19 protein-coding genes are annotated in these 16,817 nt (G+C 49.6%); 4 read left to right on the top strand and 15 right to left on the bottom strand.

What is annotated here, in order from left to right; translation table 11 throughout:
• Positions 1–13 precede the first annotated feature (13 nt).
• From HII30_RS16365 to HII30_RS16355, 3 genes are all read left to right on the top strand, one after another.
• Complete coding sequence (locus HII30_RS16365) at positions 14–742, top strand: ThuA domain-containing protein (protein ID WP_169506174.1); 729 nt, start codon at positions 14–16, stop codon at positions 740–742.
• Between the two features lie 22 nt (positions 743–764).
• Positions 765–1,829, top strand: a complete 1,065-nt coding sequence (locus HII30_RS16360) for a Gfo/Idh/MocA family protein (RefSeq protein ID WP_169506124.1) — start codon at positions 765–767, stop codon at positions 1,827–1,829.
• Between the two features lie 263 nt (positions 1,830–2,092).
• Positions 2,093–2,902: an AraC family transcriptional regulator gene (locus tag HII30_RS16355; protein ID WP_169506123.1), complete on the top strand. Its 810-nt coding sequence runs from the start codon at positions 2,093–2,095 to the stop codon at positions 2,900–2,902.
• A gap of 65 nt (positions 2,903–2,967) precedes the next feature.
• Here the strand turns inward: HII30_RS16355 and rbsB are convergent, their stop codons facing one another.
• Genes rbsB through HII30_RS16325 form a run of 6 tightly spaced genes read right to left on the bottom strand, consistent with a single transcriptional unit; the run spans position 2,968 to position 8,628 of the window.
• Positions 2,968–3,885, bottom strand: coding sequence for a ribose ABC transporter substrate-binding protein RbsB (rbsB, locus tag HII30_RS16350; protein ID WP_169506122.1), 918 nt, complete (start codon positions 3,883–3,885; stop codon positions 2,968–2,970).
• A 14-nt stretch (positions 3,886–3,899) separates the two neighbouring features.
• Entirely contained in the window at positions 3,900–4,868 is a 969-nt protein-coding gene (rbsC, locus tag HII30_RS16345; protein ID WP_169506121.1) for a ribose ABC transporter permease RbsC, read from the bottom strand.
• 1 nt (position 4,869) lies between these two features.
• The gene (locus tag HII30_RS16340; protein WP_169506120.1) at positions 4,870–6,351 is read right to left on the bottom strand and encodes a sugar ABC transporter ATP-binding protein; all 1,482 of its coding nucleotides are present in this window, start codon (positions 6,349–6,351) and stop codon (positions 4,870–4,872) included.
• A gap of 15 nt (positions 6,352–6,366) precedes the next feature.
• Complete coding sequence (rbsD, locus tag HII30_RS16335) at positions 6,367–6,765, bottom strand: D-ribose pyranase (RefSeq protein ID WP_169506119.1); 399 nt, start codon at positions 6,763–6,765, stop codon at positions 6,367–6,369.
• 1 nt (position 6,766) lies between these two features.
• Positions 6,767–7,645 (bottom strand): ribokinase, encoded by an 879-nt coding sequence (gene rbsK, locus HII30_RS16330; protein ID WP_169506118.1) that lies wholly within the window; start codon positions 7,643–7,645, stop codon positions 6,767–6,769.
• A complete protein-coding gene (locus tag HII30_RS16325; protein ID WP_169506117.1) occupies positions 7,645–8,628 on the bottom strand; it encodes a LacI family DNA-binding transcriptional regulator in 984 nt (327 codons plus the stop codon). The genes rbsK and HII30_RS16325 overlap by 1 nt, the downstream gene beginning before the upstream one ends.
• A gap of 410 nt (positions 8,629–9,038) precedes the next feature.
• Between HII30_RS16325 and cyoE the strand changes: the two genes are divergently transcribed.
• Positions 9,039–9,935 carry a heme o synthase gene (gene cyoE, locus HII30_RS16320; RefSeq protein WP_246246547.1) on the top strand — a complete coding sequence of 299 codons (897 nt, stop codon included), beginning with the start codon at positions 9,039–9,041 and terminating at the stop codon, positions 9,933–9,935.
• A 73-nt stretch (positions 9,936–10,008) separates the two neighbouring features.
• Here the strand turns inward: cyoE and HII30_RS16315 are convergent, their stop codons facing one another.
• The 9 genes from HII30_RS16315 to HII30_RS16275 all read right to left on the bottom strand — a co-directional run bounded on the left by HII30_RS16315 (position 10,009) and on the right by HII30_RS16275 (position 16,762).
• Positions 10,009–10,548: a PadR family transcriptional regulator gene (locus HII30_RS16315; RefSeq protein ID WP_169506115.1), complete on the bottom strand. Its 540-nt coding sequence runs from the start codon at positions 10,546–10,548 to the stop codon at positions 10,009–10,011.
• Entirely contained in the window at positions 10,545–11,387 is an 843-nt protein-coding gene (locus HII30_RS16310; protein WP_169506114.1) for a sialate O-acetylesterase, read from the bottom strand. Before HII30_RS16310 ends, HII30_RS16315 begins: the two co-directional genes overlap by 4 nt.
• A 177-nt stretch (positions 11,388–11,564) precedes the next feature.
• Entirely contained in the window at positions 11,565–12,455 is an 891-nt protein-coding gene (locus HII30_RS16305) for a family 43 glycosylhydrolase (protein WP_169506113.1), read from the bottom strand.
• Positions 12,445–13,398: a glycoside hydrolase family 43 protein gene (locus tag HII30_RS16300; RefSeq protein WP_169506112.1), complete on the bottom strand. Its 954-nt coding sequence runs from the start codon at positions 13,396–13,398 to the stop codon at positions 12,445–12,447. Before HII30_RS16300 ends, HII30_RS16305 begins: the two co-directional genes overlap by 11 nt.
• A gap of 140 nt (positions 13,399–13,538) precedes the next feature.
• A complete protein-coding gene (locus tag HII30_RS16295; protein ID WP_169506111.1) occupies positions 13,539–14,027 on the bottom strand; it encodes a DedA family protein in 489 nt (162 codons plus the stop codon).
• Positions 14,028–14,179: 152 nt separating this feature from the next.
• Positions 14,180–14,653, bottom strand: coding sequence for a DMT family transporter (locus HII30_RS16290; protein ID WP_169506110.1), 474 nt, complete (start codon positions 14,651–14,653; stop codon positions 14,180–14,182).
• A 13-nt stretch (positions 14,654–14,666) separates the two neighbouring features.
• Positions 14,667–15,095, bottom strand: a complete 429-nt coding sequence (locus HII30_RS16285) for a DMT family transporter (RefSeq protein ID WP_169506109.1) — start codon at positions 15,093–15,095, stop codon at positions 14,667–14,669.
• A gap of 78 nt (positions 15,096–15,173) precedes the next feature.
• On the bottom strand, positions 15,174–15,488 hold the full coding sequence (locus HII30_RS16280; RefSeq protein WP_169506108.1) for an ArsR/SmtB family transcription factor: 315 nt from the start codon (positions 15,486–15,488) through the stop codon (positions 15,174–15,176).
• A gap of 50 nt (positions 15,489–15,538) precedes the next feature.
• The gene (locus HII30_RS16275; protein WP_169506107.1) at positions 15,539–16,762 is read right to left on the bottom strand and encodes a TraB/GumN family protein; all 1,224 of its coding nucleotides are present in this window, start codon (positions 16,760–16,762) and stop codon (positions 15,539–15,541) included.
• Positions 16,763–16,817: the final 55 nt, after the last annotated feature.

Below are 16,817 nucleotides of genomic sequence, written 5' to 3'. Positions count from 1 at the left end.
AGTGTCAATGAAGATGAGAAGAGCACTGATCGTATGGGGCGGCTGGGATGGACATGAGCCTGAACAGGTAGCCGGAATTTTTGAAAATATTTTAAAAGAGCACGGATTTCAGGTTGAGGTCTCGGATACGCTGGATGCGTTCCAGGACGGAGCCCGGCTGAAAGAGCTGGACCTGATCGTTCCGGTATGGACGATGGGCGAAATTCCAGGTGAATATGTCAAAAATGTATCGGAGGCGGTACAAGCCGGAACTGGACTTGCCGGCTGCCACGGCGGGATGTGCGATGCCTTCCGTACCAATGTGGACTGGCAGTTTATGACCGGCGGACAGTGGGTGGCACATCCCGGCAACGACGGTGTCGAATATACCGTGGAGATCAAACACAGCTCCAGCCCGCTCGTTGAGGGGATGTCTCACTTTGCGGTGAAGTCGGAGCAGTATTACCTGCATGTTGACCCGGCCGTAGAAGTTCTGGCTACCACACGCTTTCCGACTGCGGACGGTCCTCACCGTCTGAACAGTCCTGTGGACATGCCGGTCGTCTGGACGAAACGGTGGGGAACTGGACGGGTGTATTACAACGCGCTGGGACACCACGCCGATATCGTAGACATGCCGGAGGTTAGGGAGCTGATGACACGCGGACTCCTGTGGGCAGCGGGCGGCAAGAATACCCCGGAGGCAATTGAAGCTGCCGGTGGGCCGTCCTCCTATTCCGGTATGGACGACAGTCAAGTATAACGCAATCATGGGAGATGAGAACATGAAAAAACTTAAAGCAGGCATTATCGGCTGTGGAAATATCAGCGGCATTTATATGAAGAATATCCCTACCTTTTCTTCTCTGGAAGTGGCAGCTTGTGCAGATCTCGATCTGGAGAAAGCGCGAAGCCAGGCTGAACAGCATCAGATTCCGGTCGCCTGTACCCCTGAGGAACTCCTGGCCATGCCGGATATTGACATGATCATTAATCTGACGATTCCAGGTGTCCATGCGGATGTATGTCTGCAGGCCCTAGAGGCGGGTAAACATGTATACGTTGAGAAGCCGCTCGCATTGACGCTGGAGCAGGGCAAGCAGGTGCTGGATCTGGCGAAGCAGAAAAACCTCTATGTCGGCAGCGCCCCGGATACCTTCCTCGGCGCAGGTCTTCAGACTGCACTAAAGGTTGTGCGTGACGGGCTAATCGGCCGTCCGGTATCTGCCAATGCGTTCATGATGAGCCGGGGGCATGAGAACTGGCATCCGGATCCAGAGTTCTATTATGCCGAAGGCGGAGGCCCCATGTTCGATATGGGCCCGTATTACCTCACGGCGCTCATTCAGCTGCTTGGTCCAATCCGCAGTGTGGCAGGCATGACCAGTAAGGCATTCCCCGAGCGAACCATCACAAGTGAAAAGAAACGCGGACAGATCATCCCTGTCGCGGTTCCAACGCATGTGGCCGGAACGATGGTATTTGAGAATGGTGCTATAGGAACACTCATTACCAGCTTTGACATTTTCGGCGGAAGTGAGCTTCCCCAAATTGAAATTCATGGCACCGAAGGCAGCCTGAAGGTTCCTAATCCGAACGGATTCGGGGGTACGGTGGAATACCGCAGGCTTGGCGATGAGGCCTGGACGGAAGTGCCTTTGACCGAAGGCAATGCCACCAACAGCCGGGGACTCGGTCCGGCTGATATGGCAGAGGCTATCCAGAACGGCACCCGCCATCAAGCGAGCGGTGAGCTGGCTTATCATGTGCTGGAAGCCATGTGGGCCTTTCATCTGTCCTCCGATGCCGGTAGCTATTATGAGATGAAAAGCCAATATACACCGCTATAACCCTTCGCTCGCTGTGCTGAAGATGATGCGCTTGAGCAGATGCAGATAACGCTACAAAAAAACCGCTCCTTTTCGTAAATGGCTGTTCACACTTCCATTTAACCGAAGAGCGGTTTTTTTTGTTTTAGTTTCTAATAGGAACGTTTCACCTCTGCAGGCCTGCCCCTCTGGACAAACCACCGCGCGCTATCTATGATGGAATTGCCGAAAGTGTTACTTCTTCTTCCATCTTTCGAGCTGCCGCAGACAAGGTGGTGGTTACCATGAAATTCTTTTATCAAAACTGGAAATTTGACAGCCTGCTGCCGCTGCACATCTTTACCCACAATAATATCGCTTTTCATGCCCACTGCCATCCGGAGGTTGAAATCATTTATGTCGAATCCGGCAGCCTTGTGCTCGGAGTCAATGAGGAGAGACGGCAGGTTTTTGAGGGCGAATTCATAATCTGCGGCAGCAATGACATCCATTACCTTGAATATGCCGGCATGGATTCCAGGGCAACCGTGCTTATATTCAAGCCTGAGCTGCTGGGTGCTTCACGAATATGGCCAAGTGAATTTCAATTCACTTCTCCCTACTTCACTCCCCAGCCGGAGCTCCGTCCCCAGCTGGTTGAGCTGATGCACTCCATTCAGAGGGAAACCGAGAACCCGGCTGCCGGCTCATCCATGATGATCCGGGGGACACTGCTTCAGTTCTGCGCCCTCCTGCAGCGATCGGTGACATGCATTCCGAAGGGTAAGGAACCTTACGAACAGCGGGCCCGCATGCAGAAAATCCTGTCTTACATCGAAGAGAACTGCCGCACAGAAATCACGCTGGAGTCGATTTCCAAACATTTTAATATCGATCCCTATCACTTCAGCCGGTCCTTCAAGTCGACGCTGGGCATCTCTTTTAAAACATATCTGAATACCGTGCGCGTCTCCCTGGCCGAAATCAAACTGGAGACGACGGAAGACAGCATTCTGGATATTGCGCTGGAATGCGGCTTTACCAGCATCAGAACCTTTAACCGCGTCTACAAGACACTGAAGGGCAGAACCCCTTCGGAGCTGCGTAAAGCGTAAAGCCGGTTAACATTTCAGCATATTAATCATTCACTTAACATCCTGAATCATGCACTGCTTCTGCTCTATTCCTTCACGACCAGCTTCAGCGGTGCCGGGATGGTTTTCTGTACTTCCTTGCCCTGCTGCACATCTACTGCAGCCTGGACCGCCAGCTGACCAATCAGCTCCGGCTGCTGGGCGATGGTCGCTGTAAGCTTGCCTGCTTCAATGGACTTTAGCGCATCTTCGTTGCCATCAAAGCCGATGACCATGATGTCCTTGCCGGAGCTTTGAATCGCTTCCAGTGCACCCAGTGCCATCTCATCATTATGGGCAAAAACCGCCTGGACATCCGGGTTCCCCTGCAGCAGATTTTCCATGACATTCAAGCCTTTCGTGCGGTCAAAGTCCGCAGCCTGCTTGCCTACCACGTTCAGCTCTTGATCCGCCACATTATGAAAGCCCTGACCGCGCTCACGTGTTGCCGATGCACCCGGCACGCCCTCTAGTTCAATCACTTTGGCATTCTTGCCAAGCTCTTTCACCATATATTCAGCAGCCATTTGGCCGCCTTTCACATTATCGGACGCAACCAATGCGGCAACTTCGCCTTGATCCGCAGAACGGTCCAGTGTAATGACCGGAATGCCGATGCTGTTTGCCGTCTGCACAACATTGGAGATGGCTGCAGAGTCCGTTGGATTGATCAGCAGGACATGAACCCCCTGCTGGATCAGGTCATCCACATCATTGCTCTGCTTGGCAGCGTCATTCTGTGCGTCGACAACGACGACTTCCATCCCCTGTTTCCGGGCTTCCGCAACGACGCCGTCTTTTAAAGAAACGAAGAACGGATTGTTCAGTGTAGAAATCGACAGGCCGATTTTAAGTTCCTTCACATCTCCATTCAGCTTCGGTTTGGCCCATTCCGGAGGCTCCATCGAGCAGCCGGTAATAAAGATCAGCATGAGGGAGACGAGGAACAACGTTGTTTTTTTCATGAGTAATTACCCCCTTAAGCGGATTTCTTCCGGTCGAGAAGCACAGCGATCGCGATGACGATCCCTTTTACGACCATTTGGTAGAATGAATTGACACCGAGCAGGTTCAAACCATTGTTCAAGGTTCCGATAATCAGCACACCGATCAGCGTACCAACAATCCGGCCGCGTCCGCCTGCGAGGCTCGTTCCCCCGAGCACGACGGCTGCGATGGCATCCAGCTCATACGATGTGCCTGCCGTTGGCTGCGCGGAATTCAGACGGGAGGTCAGGATCGCTCCGGCCAGCGCAGACAGCATACCTGCCAGCGAGTAGATCATGATTTTCACGCGCGGTACTTTGATTCCGGAGACCAGCGAGGCCTTTTCGTTACCGCCAATGGCATACGTTTTGCGTCCAAACGAGGTTTTATGCAGCACCACCCACAGTACAGCGAAAGTCACCAGCATCGTGATGGCCGGAACCGGAATCCCGAACAGATAACCGCGTCCGAACAGCTGGAAAGCAAGGCTGTCGCCAAGGCCTGTGATCGGGTTACCGTTCGTATACACCAGCGTCAGTCCTCTAAAAATCGTCATGGTCGCCAATGTGGCAATAAACGGAGCCATGTTCCCTTTCGTGATCATCAGTCCGTTCACCAGGCCCATCACACCGCCTGCAGCACAGCCGATAATGATGGCCAGAATCGGATCGACTCCGGCCACCATCATATTGGCAACAAATGCACTGGAGAGTGCCAGGATCGAACCGACAGACAGATCAATGCCGCCGGTGAGGATGACAAAGGTCATGCCAAATGCGATCAGCGCGTTAATGGATACCTGACGGAGCAGGTTGAGTATATTCAGTGGTTCCAGAAAACTCGGATTGAGTACGGACACAATGAGGATCAGAATGATCAGTCCGAGCAGCGGACCCAGCTTTTGTGTCAAATGGCCGACCTTGAAGCTTTTTTCTGCCTTAATGTCGTTGATGGTTGTCATGTCACTGTCCCCCTGTTGCTAAAGTCATGATGTGTTCCTGCGTGGCCTGCTTTCCATCCACTTCACCTGTAATTCTGCCTTCGTGGACCACCAGGATCCGGTCGCTCATCCCGAGTACCTCCGGCAGCTCCGAGGAAATCATCAGGATAGCTACGCCGCGATCGGTCAGCTCGTTCATGAGCTGGTAGATTTCGCGTTTGGCCCCTACGTCCACGCCGCGGGTCGGCTCATCCAGAATGAGCACACTTGGACCGATGCCGATCCATTTGGCGATGACGACCTTCTGCTGATTACCGCCCGACAGACTGCGCGCCGCCGTTTCGGTGGTGTGTGTCTTGATCTGCAGGCGCTTCGTCAGGGTATCGACGAACTCCTGCTCTTTTTTGCCTGAGATAAATCCTTTGGAAGAGAAGCTGAACAAATTCGGCAGTGCCATATTCTCACGTACTGAAAAATCGAGCACCAGACCTTCGTCCTTCCGGTCTTCGGTGATAAAGCCAATGCCATGCTTCACGGCATCATCGGGCTTGCGGATGTTCACTTTTTTGCCGCGGATCCAGATCTCGCCGCTGTCCAGCGGGTCCAGGCCGAAGATGGCTCGCATCACTTCCGTCCGTCCTGCGCCCATCAGTCCGGATACACCTACGATTTCACCAGCTTTCACAGAGAAGCTGATGTCCTCAAAGCGGCCCTTGCGCTTCAGATCCTTCACTTCCAGCACAGTTTCACCCGGCGCGGGGTGTCTTGCAGGGTAGCGTTCGGTGAGCTCGCGTCCGACCATTTTTCGGACCACTTCGTCAAATGACGTCTCCGGGATATCTTTCGTGTCCACTGCTTTGCCATCACGCATGACCGTAATCCGGTCACAGATGGCGAAAATCTCTTCCATCCGGTGCGAAATATACACGATGGAAACGCCTTCTTTTCTTAGGGCGCGAATCACTTCAAACAGCTTGGTAATTTCCCGCTCGGTGAGCGCTGCCGTCGGCTCGTCCATAATGATCACCTTAGCGTTCGTCATCAGCGCCTTGGCGATTTCAATCATCTGCTGCTGGCCGACCGAGCATTCCCCGGCTTCCTGGGTCAGCGGAATACTCACCGACAGCTTCGCGAACTGCTCTGCGGCGAGTGCTTTCATCTGTTTCATATTTAGAACCCCAAAACGGGAGGTCATTTCTTTACCAATAAACAGGTTGTCCAGTACCGTCATATCCGGCCAGATGTTCAGCTCCTGATGGATGAAAGCAATCCCGTTCTCTTCGGCTTCCTTTGGATTCCGGAATGATGTCTCACTGCCATTAATCTGTATGGAGCCTTCATCCCGGTTGTGGAGGCCGGTCAATATATTCATCAGCGTGGATTTACCCGCGCCGTTCTCGCCCATAAGCGCATGGACCTCGCCTTCACGCAAATCAAAATCCACACCGCTTAAAACCCGGTTCGTGCCAAAGGATTTATGAATATTTCTCATCTGTATGTTCATGATGCTCTCCTCCTTCTAGCCGAAATGAACGCCTGCCTGCAGGATACAGTTCGCATAGGGTGTTGCTTCCCCGGTGCGGATCACGACTTTGGCATGCCGGGTCAGTGCCTTGAACTGTTCGTGCGGGCAGAACTGTAGGTCTTCCTGCGGAAATTGTTCCTGCATATATTGTAGTGTTTCCATATTTTCTGACCTTATCTCCTCCGCAAGAATTATGCGTTCAATCACCATGTCACGGGCGATGGTGTCCACCACCTCTTTGAAACTTGGTGTACCCAGGTTCAGAGCAATGTCAATCTTGGGAACTCCCGGCGGAACCGGAAGCCCCACATCTGCAATGACGATGGTATCGGTATGCCCGAGATCGGACAGCACTTTTGCAATATGACTGTTCAGGATGCCGTGCTTCTTCATTTTATAAGCTCCCTTCCACATCGCTGCGGCTGGGCATACCGCCTTGGGCCCCGAAGCGGGTCACCGACAGTGCAGCAGCCCGGTTGGCAAACTTCAGGCTTTCCGGAAGGCTCCTGCCTTCGGCAAGCGCCACAGCAAGTGCTCCGTTAAAGGTATCTCCTGCTCCGGTTGTGTCCACAACCTCCACGTGATAGCCGGGAATCACAACTTCTTGAATGCCGTCAAAATACCGAACTCCTGCCTTGCCTTCGGTTACGAGCAGCTTGCCAGGATAGCGCCGCAGCATAGCTGCAAGGTGCTGACCTTCAAACAAAATTTCAGCTTCATGCTCGTTTGGCGTGATGTAGGATGCCGCTTCAATGACAGCTTGTGGAACGGGACGGGCCGGTGCCGGATTTAGAATAAGCGGAATGTTGTGAGCCCGGCACAGCTCACTGACATGAATGACCGTCTCCTCGGGAATCTCCTGCTGGATCATGACGATATCAGCCTCTCGTATGGCTTGGATCGCCTTGTCCACATATCCCGGGCTAATTCGATCATTCGCAGCTTTGACAACAACAATGCTGTTATCCCCTTCTGCCAGAACGATATGTGCCGTCCCGCTCTCCACGCCTGTAACCGGTTCCACATAGGCGGTGTAAACACCATTGGCTTTGAAATTGTCCAAAATGACCTGTCCCAGGTGATCATCTCCCACACAGCCAATCATCGTGACCTCGGCTCCCAGTCTCGCCGCAGCCACCGCCTGGTTGGCGCCTTTTCCTCCCGGTACTGTCTTGAAGCTTTCCCCCAGCACGGTTTCTCCAGCTCCCGGACGTTTCGCTGAAGTAACAACCAGGTCCATCGAGGAACTTCCCACCACTGTAATTTTAGCCATCAGGATTCCACCTTTCGCGTTGTTTGCCGTTCTATAAATTCTACAGCGTACTGAATATGTCTAGATTCGATGTATTGTCCTTCGATCAAGCGGATGATGAGATCCGCCGCTTCCCGGCCCATCTCGTAGGCAGGCTGGTGAATGGTCGACAGGGACGGTATCAGCAGCCGGCTCAGCGGAATATCGTCGAAGCCGATAATCTGCACGTCCTGCGGGACCCGCCTGCCCAACCCCACCGCTTCCTGCAGCACAGCAGACGCTACGATATCGTTACTGGCGATGATGCCGTCACTATCCGGATACCTCCGGAACAGTTCCTTCGCCCAGCCCTCCGCCTCCGTGAAGGAAAACGAAGTCGTCTTCAGCACCTCATAGGAAGTGCCGGATGACTCCAGCGCTTCGACCGCCCCATGAAAACGATCCATTGCAGGCCTCACATCGGCCGGTCCCTGAATGATCGTAATGTTGGTGCTGCCTCGCTTCACCAGTTCTGTGGCTGCCTGTCTGCCGCCTTCTCGTCCATCTGCGTATACCGCTGGGTTGTCATTCAGTGTTCGGTCCAAAAACACAACCGGGATTCCAAGACCGGTGTACATATCATGATCCGGCGCATTTGTAGAGGAAATGACGCCCACGACATTGTTCTGCAGGAAGGTCTGAAGATAATCCGTCTCCTTCTGCCGGCTCTCGTCACTGTTGCCGAAGATCAGGCGGAAATCCTGCTCCTGCAGCCGGTCCTCCACACCCCTTGCCAGCTGCGGAAAATAAGGGTTGGTGATGTCCGGAAGCAGCAGACCGATCAGCTTTGACTTCCTCTTGTACAGGGAGCGAGCCACTTCGTTCGGTGTGTAATTCAATTCACGGATTGCGTCTTCAACCTTGCGGCGTGTATCTTCATGCACGTAACCGTTCTGGTTCATTACACGCGATACGGTAGCCACCGATACGCCTGCTGCCTTGGCTACTTCTTTAATGGTTGCCATCTTCCGGACTCACCTCTATCATTTCATTCTATATAGATTATAATTCATCGTGAATGTTGTGTAACCCGTTACATCATGCTCGCTAAATAACCTGTAACCGATTACACATTCAAGATATCACATCTTATTTTTCCTTGCAAGCGTTTTACATGCGGAATTGATTTCCATACTATGGGGCTGGTCAATATATCCTGATTAGGTTGAGATAAATTCACTACTGCTAACCCATAGTTTTGTGGTAAGATTATCTTATTTGAGTAAAATGATCCTGCGAAATATTGACATTATTATTAATAATGTCACTTTAACGCAAATTGTCGGGCGTAGAGTGATATAATCGTAAGGCATATGAATTTATTATAATGGAAAGTGAGCCGCTGATGACTATAAATAATAGATCACAACCCAAGATGGCCCTTGAATATAAGTCTTTCTCTAAAGCTCTTGGAGAGACGGTCAAAACCGGAATTATCAAATCCAACCTGATTGCTGTCTTCACCGGATTATGTATGGCACTGTACGTGTATGACGCCTCCATCCCAGGTAATCTGCTGAGCATCATCTTTTCGCTGATTGGTTCCTCATTCGTCATTGGTGCTGCCGGAGCATTCAACAACCTGTTTGACCGGGACATTGATGCGATTATGGAGCGGACCAAGACCCGCCCGACTGTTACGGGCCAGGTCGATACTCGAACAGGTCTGCTGCTGGGCATTCTGCTCACAGCTGCGGGAACGGGCCTGCTGCTGCTTGCTTCGCCTATGGCTGCGTTCTTCGCTCTGCTCGGCTTGTTTCTATATATGGTGCCTTACACCATGTGGACGAAACGAAGAACCGTCTACAACACGGAAGTGGGCAGTATCTCGGGCGCAGTCCCGCCTTTGATCGGCTGGTCCGTGATTTCTCATGATTACACCCACCCTGGCATATGGGCGCTTGTGGTCACGATGATTTTGTGGCAAATGCCTCATTTCTACGGTATTGCGATCCGTCGCTTTGATGAATACAAGGCAGCAGGTGTTCCGATGCTTCCTGTTGTTAAAGGGATTGAGCGCACATACCTTCAGACGAATATTTATCTGATTATGCTGGCAGCCTCGAGCTTCCTGTTCTGGCCGTTCAGCCCGATTGTGGCCGGTATCGTATTTATCATCAACATGACTTGGCTCATACTCAGCTTCACCAGCTTTAATAAAGCGGAGCCGAAGATCTGGTCGCACAAAATGTTTATGTTCTCGATCCAGCACATTGTTATGGTGTATTTCATCATTATTGTGTTCTCATTCATCGCCAAGGCATTGAAATAAATTTATAAGGGCCTGGTCTCAAGCTTTATTACTTGAGACCAGGCCCTTTTTACTGTTGTGAGCGACTGTCGGTTCAAATAATGTGTCCCTCGATTTCTGCTCTCAATTGTTCAAACCACTCTAGGTTAACCAAGTGATGGGAACGGGAATTTTCGTTCATGCGGCGGAAGTAATCCATTGTGCCGGGAAATTCCTGTGTGTTGGACAGGTATTCATCAAGGAGCGCGATTCGGGTTTTAGTCTGGTCGATCTGCGATTGGATCAGTTCCAGCAGTTTGTCTTTATCATATTCACCCGCAAAGAGCAGCGCTCCATAAAATTGCAGGTTCACGTATTCTGATTTGGTACCGTATTTAACCATTAACTGTTCAAACTCAGCCATTCCAGATTTCGTAATTGTAAAGTTCCGGCTCTCACGTCCAAGGGTTGAAGATTTCTGCTGAATCTGTTTAATCCAGCCTTTTTCTTCAAGCTGCTGCAGATTGTAATAAAACGACCCCTTCGTGAAGTTCACAATGTATTGGTATTGACGTTTTTCCATTAGAGTCAGTAATTCGTAGCCATGAGCGCCAGGATTTTGGATGAGCAAACCAAGGATGAGTAAGGGGATCAAGGCTGCATCACCTTGGCCAACTGTGCCTCGAATTCCCCGTACGTGATTTTACCCAAAGCCAAATCCATGCTATGAAGGTAAATCTGTTCTGTTTTACAATAGCTGTCTTTCACTTTCAGCGACTGCTCCTCCCCCGGGATGGGTTCCAAAACATGACACTTTTTCGAAAAAGCTTCGAAATAGCGGTAACCGAATTTACGCTGCGAAACCGCGTCAATATGGATGCCATCAGGATTCGCGGTCAAATCCGCCGCTGTTACAAAATAACAATTCCGCTGTTCGTTAGCGAAGTGCTGCAATTGTTCATTGACCTGCACATACTCTGTCGCATGCTGTCCAAAACCGGTCTTCCCAAGGAAATCACCAAGTCCGCCAATGATTAAAGGTACTTCATCAAGCTTTAATTCATTTCTAAGGGTTTCGATGATATGCGTCAACTTGTTGGAATAAGTTTCATGCAGCGAACGATAACTGTCACTCTCACCCTGGTGCCAAAGGATTCCGCAGATTTGGCTGGACTGCAGGGCGAAGCGGGCTTCAGACAATGCATGCTGAAAAAGGATGCCTTCCGGATGCCAGTCATCCAGGGAACTTCCGCCTTCCGCACAAGGAACCAAACCAATTTCTTCACCCGGATTAGTTTTCGACCAGGCATCAGCGAAAGAAGCCGCCAGGCTTACACCGGAAACCGGACGGTCATAATTAATGGGCTCTGTCATCATCTGCCACTGTCCATTGCGCAGCATTTTTATTTTTTCATGATAGATAGGATCCACTTCATGCAAAAATCCACGTCCCGCCATATTCGACTGCCCCAACATTAAAAATGACTTTATCATTTCATATTTACTCCTTTAATCTCCCGTTTTAGTCTAATTAGACTAAAACACATTATATAGTCTGATTAGACTATCGTCAATTGGATTACAGCGAAATATAAAGAAGCGGCGATGCAGGGTTTAGCCCCCTGATACCGCCACTTCAGTTTAACCTTTGAGACAGCTCTTGTTCATAGATCAATCGACAGGCGCAAGCGTTGTATCCACATTGACTACAGGTCTGCCATCCTGAAACTCAATGACACTGATGCAGGTTTCCCGCAGCTTGGAGTCTTTTGGATCAATCAGCCGATGGTAGCACAGCACCCAGCCCTCGCCGTACCGGGCCATGGATGCATGTCCTGTTCCGTAGAACTGCTTCGAGGGGCGGGTCACGCGATTATCCTCCGGTGCCTCATAAGGTCCATACACATGGTCACTGACACCATAACAAATTTGATAACGGGGATCCCGGGTATCGTAATTGCTCCAGGTCAGCAGATATCGGCCATCCACCTTTTGCAGATGAGGGCCTTCGTTATAAACGCCGTGATCGAAAACATCAGGATCCTTGCCGCGTGCGGTGTACAATGGTTTGGAGAGCAGCACAGGTTCGCGTTTGAAGGTCACCATATCTTCATTCAGCGGAGCAATCCAGCACTTTCCCTGTCCCCACAGCAGATAAGGCTGGTTATCCTCATCCACAAACAGATCGGCATCAATACTCTGACAGTTATATTCATCCTTTGTGATCAGCGGACGTCCCAGCATATCGCGGAACGGTCCCAGCGGAGAATCCGCTACAGCCACACCGATTTGAGTTTCTGCGGAGAAATACATGTAGTATTTGCCGTTATATTTATTAATTCCAGGCGCCCAGGCGCTTTGGCTGGCCCAGCTGACATCCGCCAGATCCAGAGCTAGATAAGGGCCATCCCAATGCATTAAGTCTTTGCTGTGAAACACATGGAACTTGTCATACACCCAGCCTACGCTGTCCTTCGTCGGATATAAATAATAGTCCTCTCCGTCCTTCAGTAAAAAAGGATCTGCCCATGCTCCGCTTAATGTCGGCTGATTATATTCCATTCTCTTCTCCTCCTCCATAATACTCCAGAAGTCTGTCATACTCTTCCGTCGTGACCGGGATCACCGAACCGTGCCGCAGCGTGCCTGGCAGAGAATATTGCTCCGGCAGACGCCAGCTCCCTGAATCCAAGTCATCCGTTTCCAGCGGGATATATCCTCTTAATCCATACTCATCGATAAAAAGAATCCACTTCTCTTCCGTATTCGACTTGAAGATTATCGGCCCCTCGCCCCTTGCCATAAACGGAGTCTCTACATGATCATTCAGCATTTTAAAGTTTGAATCATGGAAAGACATCCCCTTCTCCTGTATCACATGTTTAACATGCTCCGCCTTGGAGAAACGGTAAATTCCGCCCTTCTCCTGAATCATCGTCGTATCAATCACCGAATACCCATAGTCCATATAGACTTCAGGCTCGCTGAAGGTCCGGAAATCTTTGGTTGAGACATACATCATTCGATGGTAGCGGCTCGAATCTTCGTCCTGCAGCCCGGTATTCATCATAGAAGCCCAGAACACCTTATAATCCTGCGTCTCTTCATCATAAAACACTTCTGGTGCCCAGGCGCATCCTGCTCCTGAAGGAGCAATCTCCACCATATCCGGCCCCGACCAGTCGATGAGATTCTGTGATTCCCATACCATGATGCTGCGGCTTCCGGACGTTACCGCACGTTCCCAGTCTCCATTGCCATAAATCCGAAGGTCTGTAGCCACCATATAGAAACGGCCGCCATCTGGTGACCGTACAATGTAAGGGTCCCGAATTCCCTTCTCACCCAGATCCGAGACAAGCACCGGTTTCCCTCCGTGCAAGGTCTGCCAGTTCAACGGATCATTGCCTTGGCTTAATGCAAAATACACCTGCTCGCCATCCTCATATTCTTCTCCTTTAAAATGGGCAAATAAATACCCTGCATATTTTGGTTTCTGCTGCATATGGGCTTCCTCCCCTTCACTTTCTTCTTATAAATATAAAATGTTTCAATAAAATATTAAACATATATTTTTAAAATGCTGCTTACAAAATAAAAAAACCCTGGGCGCTTGAGCCCCAGGGTTGCTTCGAAACCTATACGTTAAGACAATTTTTCTCCTACATAATATCCGATCGATACAAACAGTACGGACCATATAGCTGCACTAATGCAGCAGAATAACACATATTTTCTAAATCTCATTTTGGTAATACCGAATACATATCCAGCTGCATGACGGACACCAGGTATAAAATAAGCCAAAAATACCGCCCATGCTCCATACTTTGCTGTCCAGCTTCTCACTTTTTCGAAGCGTTTGGATGTTAATCCGATCCACTTTCCGTATTTTTCAATTACGGCAAAGCCTATATTTTTCCCGATGAGATAACTGATCGTCATCCCCGCTACCGATCCCACGAAACTAAACAAGACGGATAGTATAAAGTTCAGTACATGTATGGAAACCAGATAACCGACAAACAGCATCAGCGTTTCATCCGGTATCGGCAGCCCGATTATACCAAAAGCTAACAAAAGTAGAATTGCAAAATAACCGTATTGGGAAATAAACACCTTAACCATATCCATGCCGCGCCCGCTCCTTTACGCTCCTGATCGCCATAAGTGTCCTGTCGTGTTTGGAATACGGCTCACTTAATTAGTATAACATGCCAGTTCAAGAGATGGGCAGCAGGATAGAAAAAGGTATGCAGCGGCGATATTTTTCATTCATATTCAATTTAAACTTGCTGTACAGTGCTTTCCTTGACGGAGCGTTTATTTCCTCTATAAATAAAATAAAGAGCAATCATCATAAACAGTAGGGCAAAAGCACGTCTCACATCCAATGTGATGACCATGCTGTTAAACCACCCGAAATGATCGATAACCACACCGATGATCAGCTGGCCTGCTATACCGGCAATATTAGCCGCAATAACCCCAATCTTTGGCACGGCCATGACGGTCAGAAGCAGATACATCGTACCTAAAAATGCCGCACTTAACTGCCATTTCGGTGCTTCGAAAAGTGCAAGGACATTGCCGCTTCCGAAAAACAAAATAAAAATCGTCAAAAACATCGTCCCTGTAAGAAATGTTAAAAATGTGGTCTCTATCGTTCCTGCTTTCTGACTCAACGTACCATTGATGGAGGATTGTGCACTTAATGTAATACCGCCAATCAATGTAAACAAAATCATAAATAAACCCATGCTGACAAACCTCCTAATTGATCAATATCAGTGCAATAACCATGGAAACAACGGCGAAAACTTTCTCTTTGTTGATTCCCGTTCTCTTACTGCCCAGCCATCCGAAATGTTCAATCACCATACTCATGACTAACTGTCCGATAATTACGGCAACCATGGTGATACCCACACCAACAAAAGGAACACTGACGACAATGGAGGTTAAATATACAACGCCGAGTACACCTCCAAGCAAAGTCCACCGGGGTGCTTCAAAAGCATAGGATATCTTTCCTTTTCGAAAGAAAATCAGCAGCAATCCCATAATGATCGCTCCCATAAAGAAGTTATAAAAGCTCGTTTCGATTTGTCCAATGCTCTTACCCAGTTCAGCATAGATTGCTCCTTCAAAGCTGAGTGCTGCTCCAGCCAAAAGAGCCAGTACATAAAATATAAATCGCATTTAAAATATCTCCTTTTTTGAATAATTAAATATCTAGGAATATAGATATTATGGAGTAAAAAAAACAGAAATTGATCCTCAAATTTCTGTTTTTAAGTATTCAGCCAGCTGTTGAATGACTTCTTCGTTTCTTCTATAATAAGTCCACTGACCATGACGCACGGATTCCAGCAGTCCCGCTTTTTGCATCATATTCAAGTAGTGGGAAACCGTAGATTGAGAAACGTTGGCTTTTTCCTGAATATCCCCTACACATACTCCGCCTTTGTAATTTACCTCCTTGGGCAGGTGAGCGCCTTGTTTAGGGAAATGCTTCTCCGGTTCCTTCAGCCACTTCAAAATGCGGAGTCGGGTTTCGTTGGATAACGCTTTGAATACACCAATAGGTTCCATGCTTCACATTATATCGATTATATTCGATATGTCAATGTGCATAGCGCGATCTATTTCCGCACGACCCTATAGCCCTGATCTTCCAGAAGCTTGATCACCCCGTGTTCACCCAAATAGTGAGCCGCTCCAACCACGATGAAGTATTCTTCGGTTTTGCCGTTTTTAAGATAACCGTCGATTTTATCGGCCATGCCGATATTGCGGTCGATGAGCATCGCTTTTACATACTCCTCATCATCGGAGAAATTGTTAGTGAGCTCCAGCAGCTGATCTTCATTGCCTGTTTTCCACATTTCAGCCATCTGGCTTACCGTCTGATCCATTTCACCAAAATGGTCGAGGACAGCACGCAGGTTTTTCTCCTGAAGCTCCTTGGAGAAGCTGTTGAACATGCCCAGCTGTGACTCGTAGGATTCCAGCTCCAGCACCGGCATTTTGCGTTCTATTGCTTTCTGCACAAAATACAGATCGATTCCAGCTGCTGCTTCATAACCGGCTTTGGCCGCCTTGAGGCTGCTGATTGTGCTTTCCGCTACCCAGGGCTTAAACGCATCCATCGCATTGGGTGCAAGGCCGCTTTTCTTCAGAATCTCCCCAAGTTTGGCATAGGTGCCGCTGGAGATATGGTCCTTCAGTGTTGTGCCATCCTGATACATGCCCATGTCCATGATCAGCTGCTGCTGTTCTGCATCTGCGGCTTTGCTGACATCAATTTCTACACCCAGATAATCGGATTCGCTGAAAGCTTCCTCAAATTCCGGGCGCAGCGGGTAGAAGCTGTCATCCGCAATATGCATTGAGCCTACCAGATACACGGTGTTTCCGCCGCTCTCCACTTCCCACATGAAGCCGCGCCCTGCTGATGCTGTTTCTTCCGTTCCGCCTGTCGCCGCCGCCGTGAGCATTACAGTACGTGATGCTGCATCCCAGCGAACCTCATAGCCTGCAGCATCTCCCACAACACGGATCGGGGCGTAGGTGACGCCGTTGATCTTCTTCAGCTTGCTTTTTAACGTGATTTTTTTGCCATCCACCACCGCATAGATGGTGTCTTCAGCTGCATATGTTAGCTTGCCATCCAGTTCTGCCAATGTAGATCTTAGTGGAACATAGGTTGTACCCTGGTCAATGACCGGCATTCCTGAGCTGTAACGAAGGGTTTGATCACCAACTTTGACAGCCGGATGCTGCGGGGCAGCCATCGCAGGTACGGCCGCGGCCAGCATGCCTGCCGATAAGGTTAGTGATAACAGTGTCTTTTTCCAGTTTCTCATTTTGTACATTCTCCTTAGAAAAAAATGATGAAGACCAGCATAATGCCAATCTTCA

It is taken from the genome of Paenibacillus lemnae (assembly GCF_012933385.1).
In the GTDB taxonomy this organism is placed as follows: domain Bacteria; phylum Bacillota; class Bacilli; order Paenibacillales; family Paenibacillaceae; genus Paenibacillus_AQ; species Paenibacillus_AQ lemnae.
Note: the sequence above shows the minus strand (reverse complement) of the source record. Positions and strands in the feature narration are given on the sequence as shown.

What these genes read in the sequence shown, in the direction of transcription:
- HII30_RS16365 (WP_169506174.1), top strand. Translation starts at nt 14, where the DNA reads ATGAGAAGAGCACTGATCGTATGGGGCGGCTGGGATGGACATGAGCCT.
- HII30_RS16360 (WP_169506124.1), top strand. Translation starts at nt 765, where the DNA reads ATGAAAAAACTTAAAGCAGGCATTATCGGCTGTGGAAATATCAGCGGC.
- HII30_RS16355 (WP_169506123.1), top strand. Translation starts at nt 2,093, where the DNA reads ATGAAATTCTTTTATCAAAACTGGAAATTTGACAGCCTGCTGCCGCTG.
- rbsB (WP_169506122.1), bottom strand. Translation starts at nt 3,885, where the DNA reads ATGAAAAAAACAACGTTGTTCCTCGTCTCCCTCATGCTGATCTTTATT.
- rbsC (WP_169506121.1), bottom strand. Translation starts at nt 4,868, where the DNA reads ATGACAACCATCAACGACATTAAGGCAGAAAAAAGCTTCAAGGTCGGC.
- HII30_RS16340 (WP_169506120.1), bottom strand. Translation starts at nt 6,351, where the DNA reads ATGAACATACAGATGAGAAATATTCATAAATCCTTTGGCACGAACCGG.
- rbsD (WP_169506119.1), bottom strand. Translation starts at nt 6,765, where the DNA reads ATGAAGAAGCACGGCATCCTGAACAGTCATATTGCAAAAGTGCTGTCC.
- rbsK (WP_169506118.1), bottom strand. Translation starts at nt 7,645, where the DNA reads ATGGCTAAAATTACAGTGGTGGGAAGTTCCTCGATGGACCTGGTTGTT.
- HII30_RS16325 (WP_169506117.1), bottom strand. Translation starts at nt 8,628, where the DNA reads ATGGCAACCATTAAAGAAGTAGCCAAGGCAGCAGGCGTATCGGTGGCT.
- cyoE (WP_246246547.1), top strand. Translation starts at nt 9,039, where the DNA reads ATGGCCCTTGAATATAAGTCTTTCTCTAAAGCTCTTGGAGAGACGGTC.
- HII30_RS16310 (WP_169506114.1), bottom strand. Translation starts at nt 11,387, where the DNA reads ATGATAAAGTCATTTTTAATGTTGGGGCAGTCGAATATGGCGGGACGT.
- HII30_RS16305 (WP_169506113.1), bottom strand. Translation starts at nt 12,455, where the DNA reads ATGGAATATAATCAGCCGACATTAAGCGGAGCATGGGCAGATCCTTTT.
- HII30_RS16300 (WP_169506112.1), bottom strand. Translation starts at nt 13,398, where the DNA reads ATGCAGCAGAAACCAAAATATGCAGGGTATTTATTTGCCCATTTTAAA.
- HII30_RS16295 (WP_169506111.1), bottom strand. Translation starts at nt 14,027, where the DNA reads ATGGATATGGTTAAGGTGTTTATTTCCCAATACGGTTATTTTGCAATT.
- HII30_RS16290 (WP_169506110.1), bottom strand. Translation starts at nt 14,653, where the DNA reads ATGGGTTTATTTATGATTTTGTTTACATTGATTGGCGGTATTACATTA.
- HII30_RS16285 (WP_169506109.1), bottom strand. Translation starts at nt 15,095, where the DNA reads ATGCGATTTATATTTTATGTACTGGCTCTTTTGGCTGGAGCAGCACTC.
- HII30_RS16280 (WP_169506108.1), bottom strand. Translation starts at nt 15,488, where the DNA reads ATGGAACCTATTGGTGTATTCAAAGCGTTATCCAACGAAACCCGACTC.
- HII30_RS16275 (WP_169506107.1), bottom strand. Translation starts at nt 16,762, where the DNA reads ATGAGAAACTGGAAAAAGACACTGTTATCACTAACCTTATCGGCAGGC.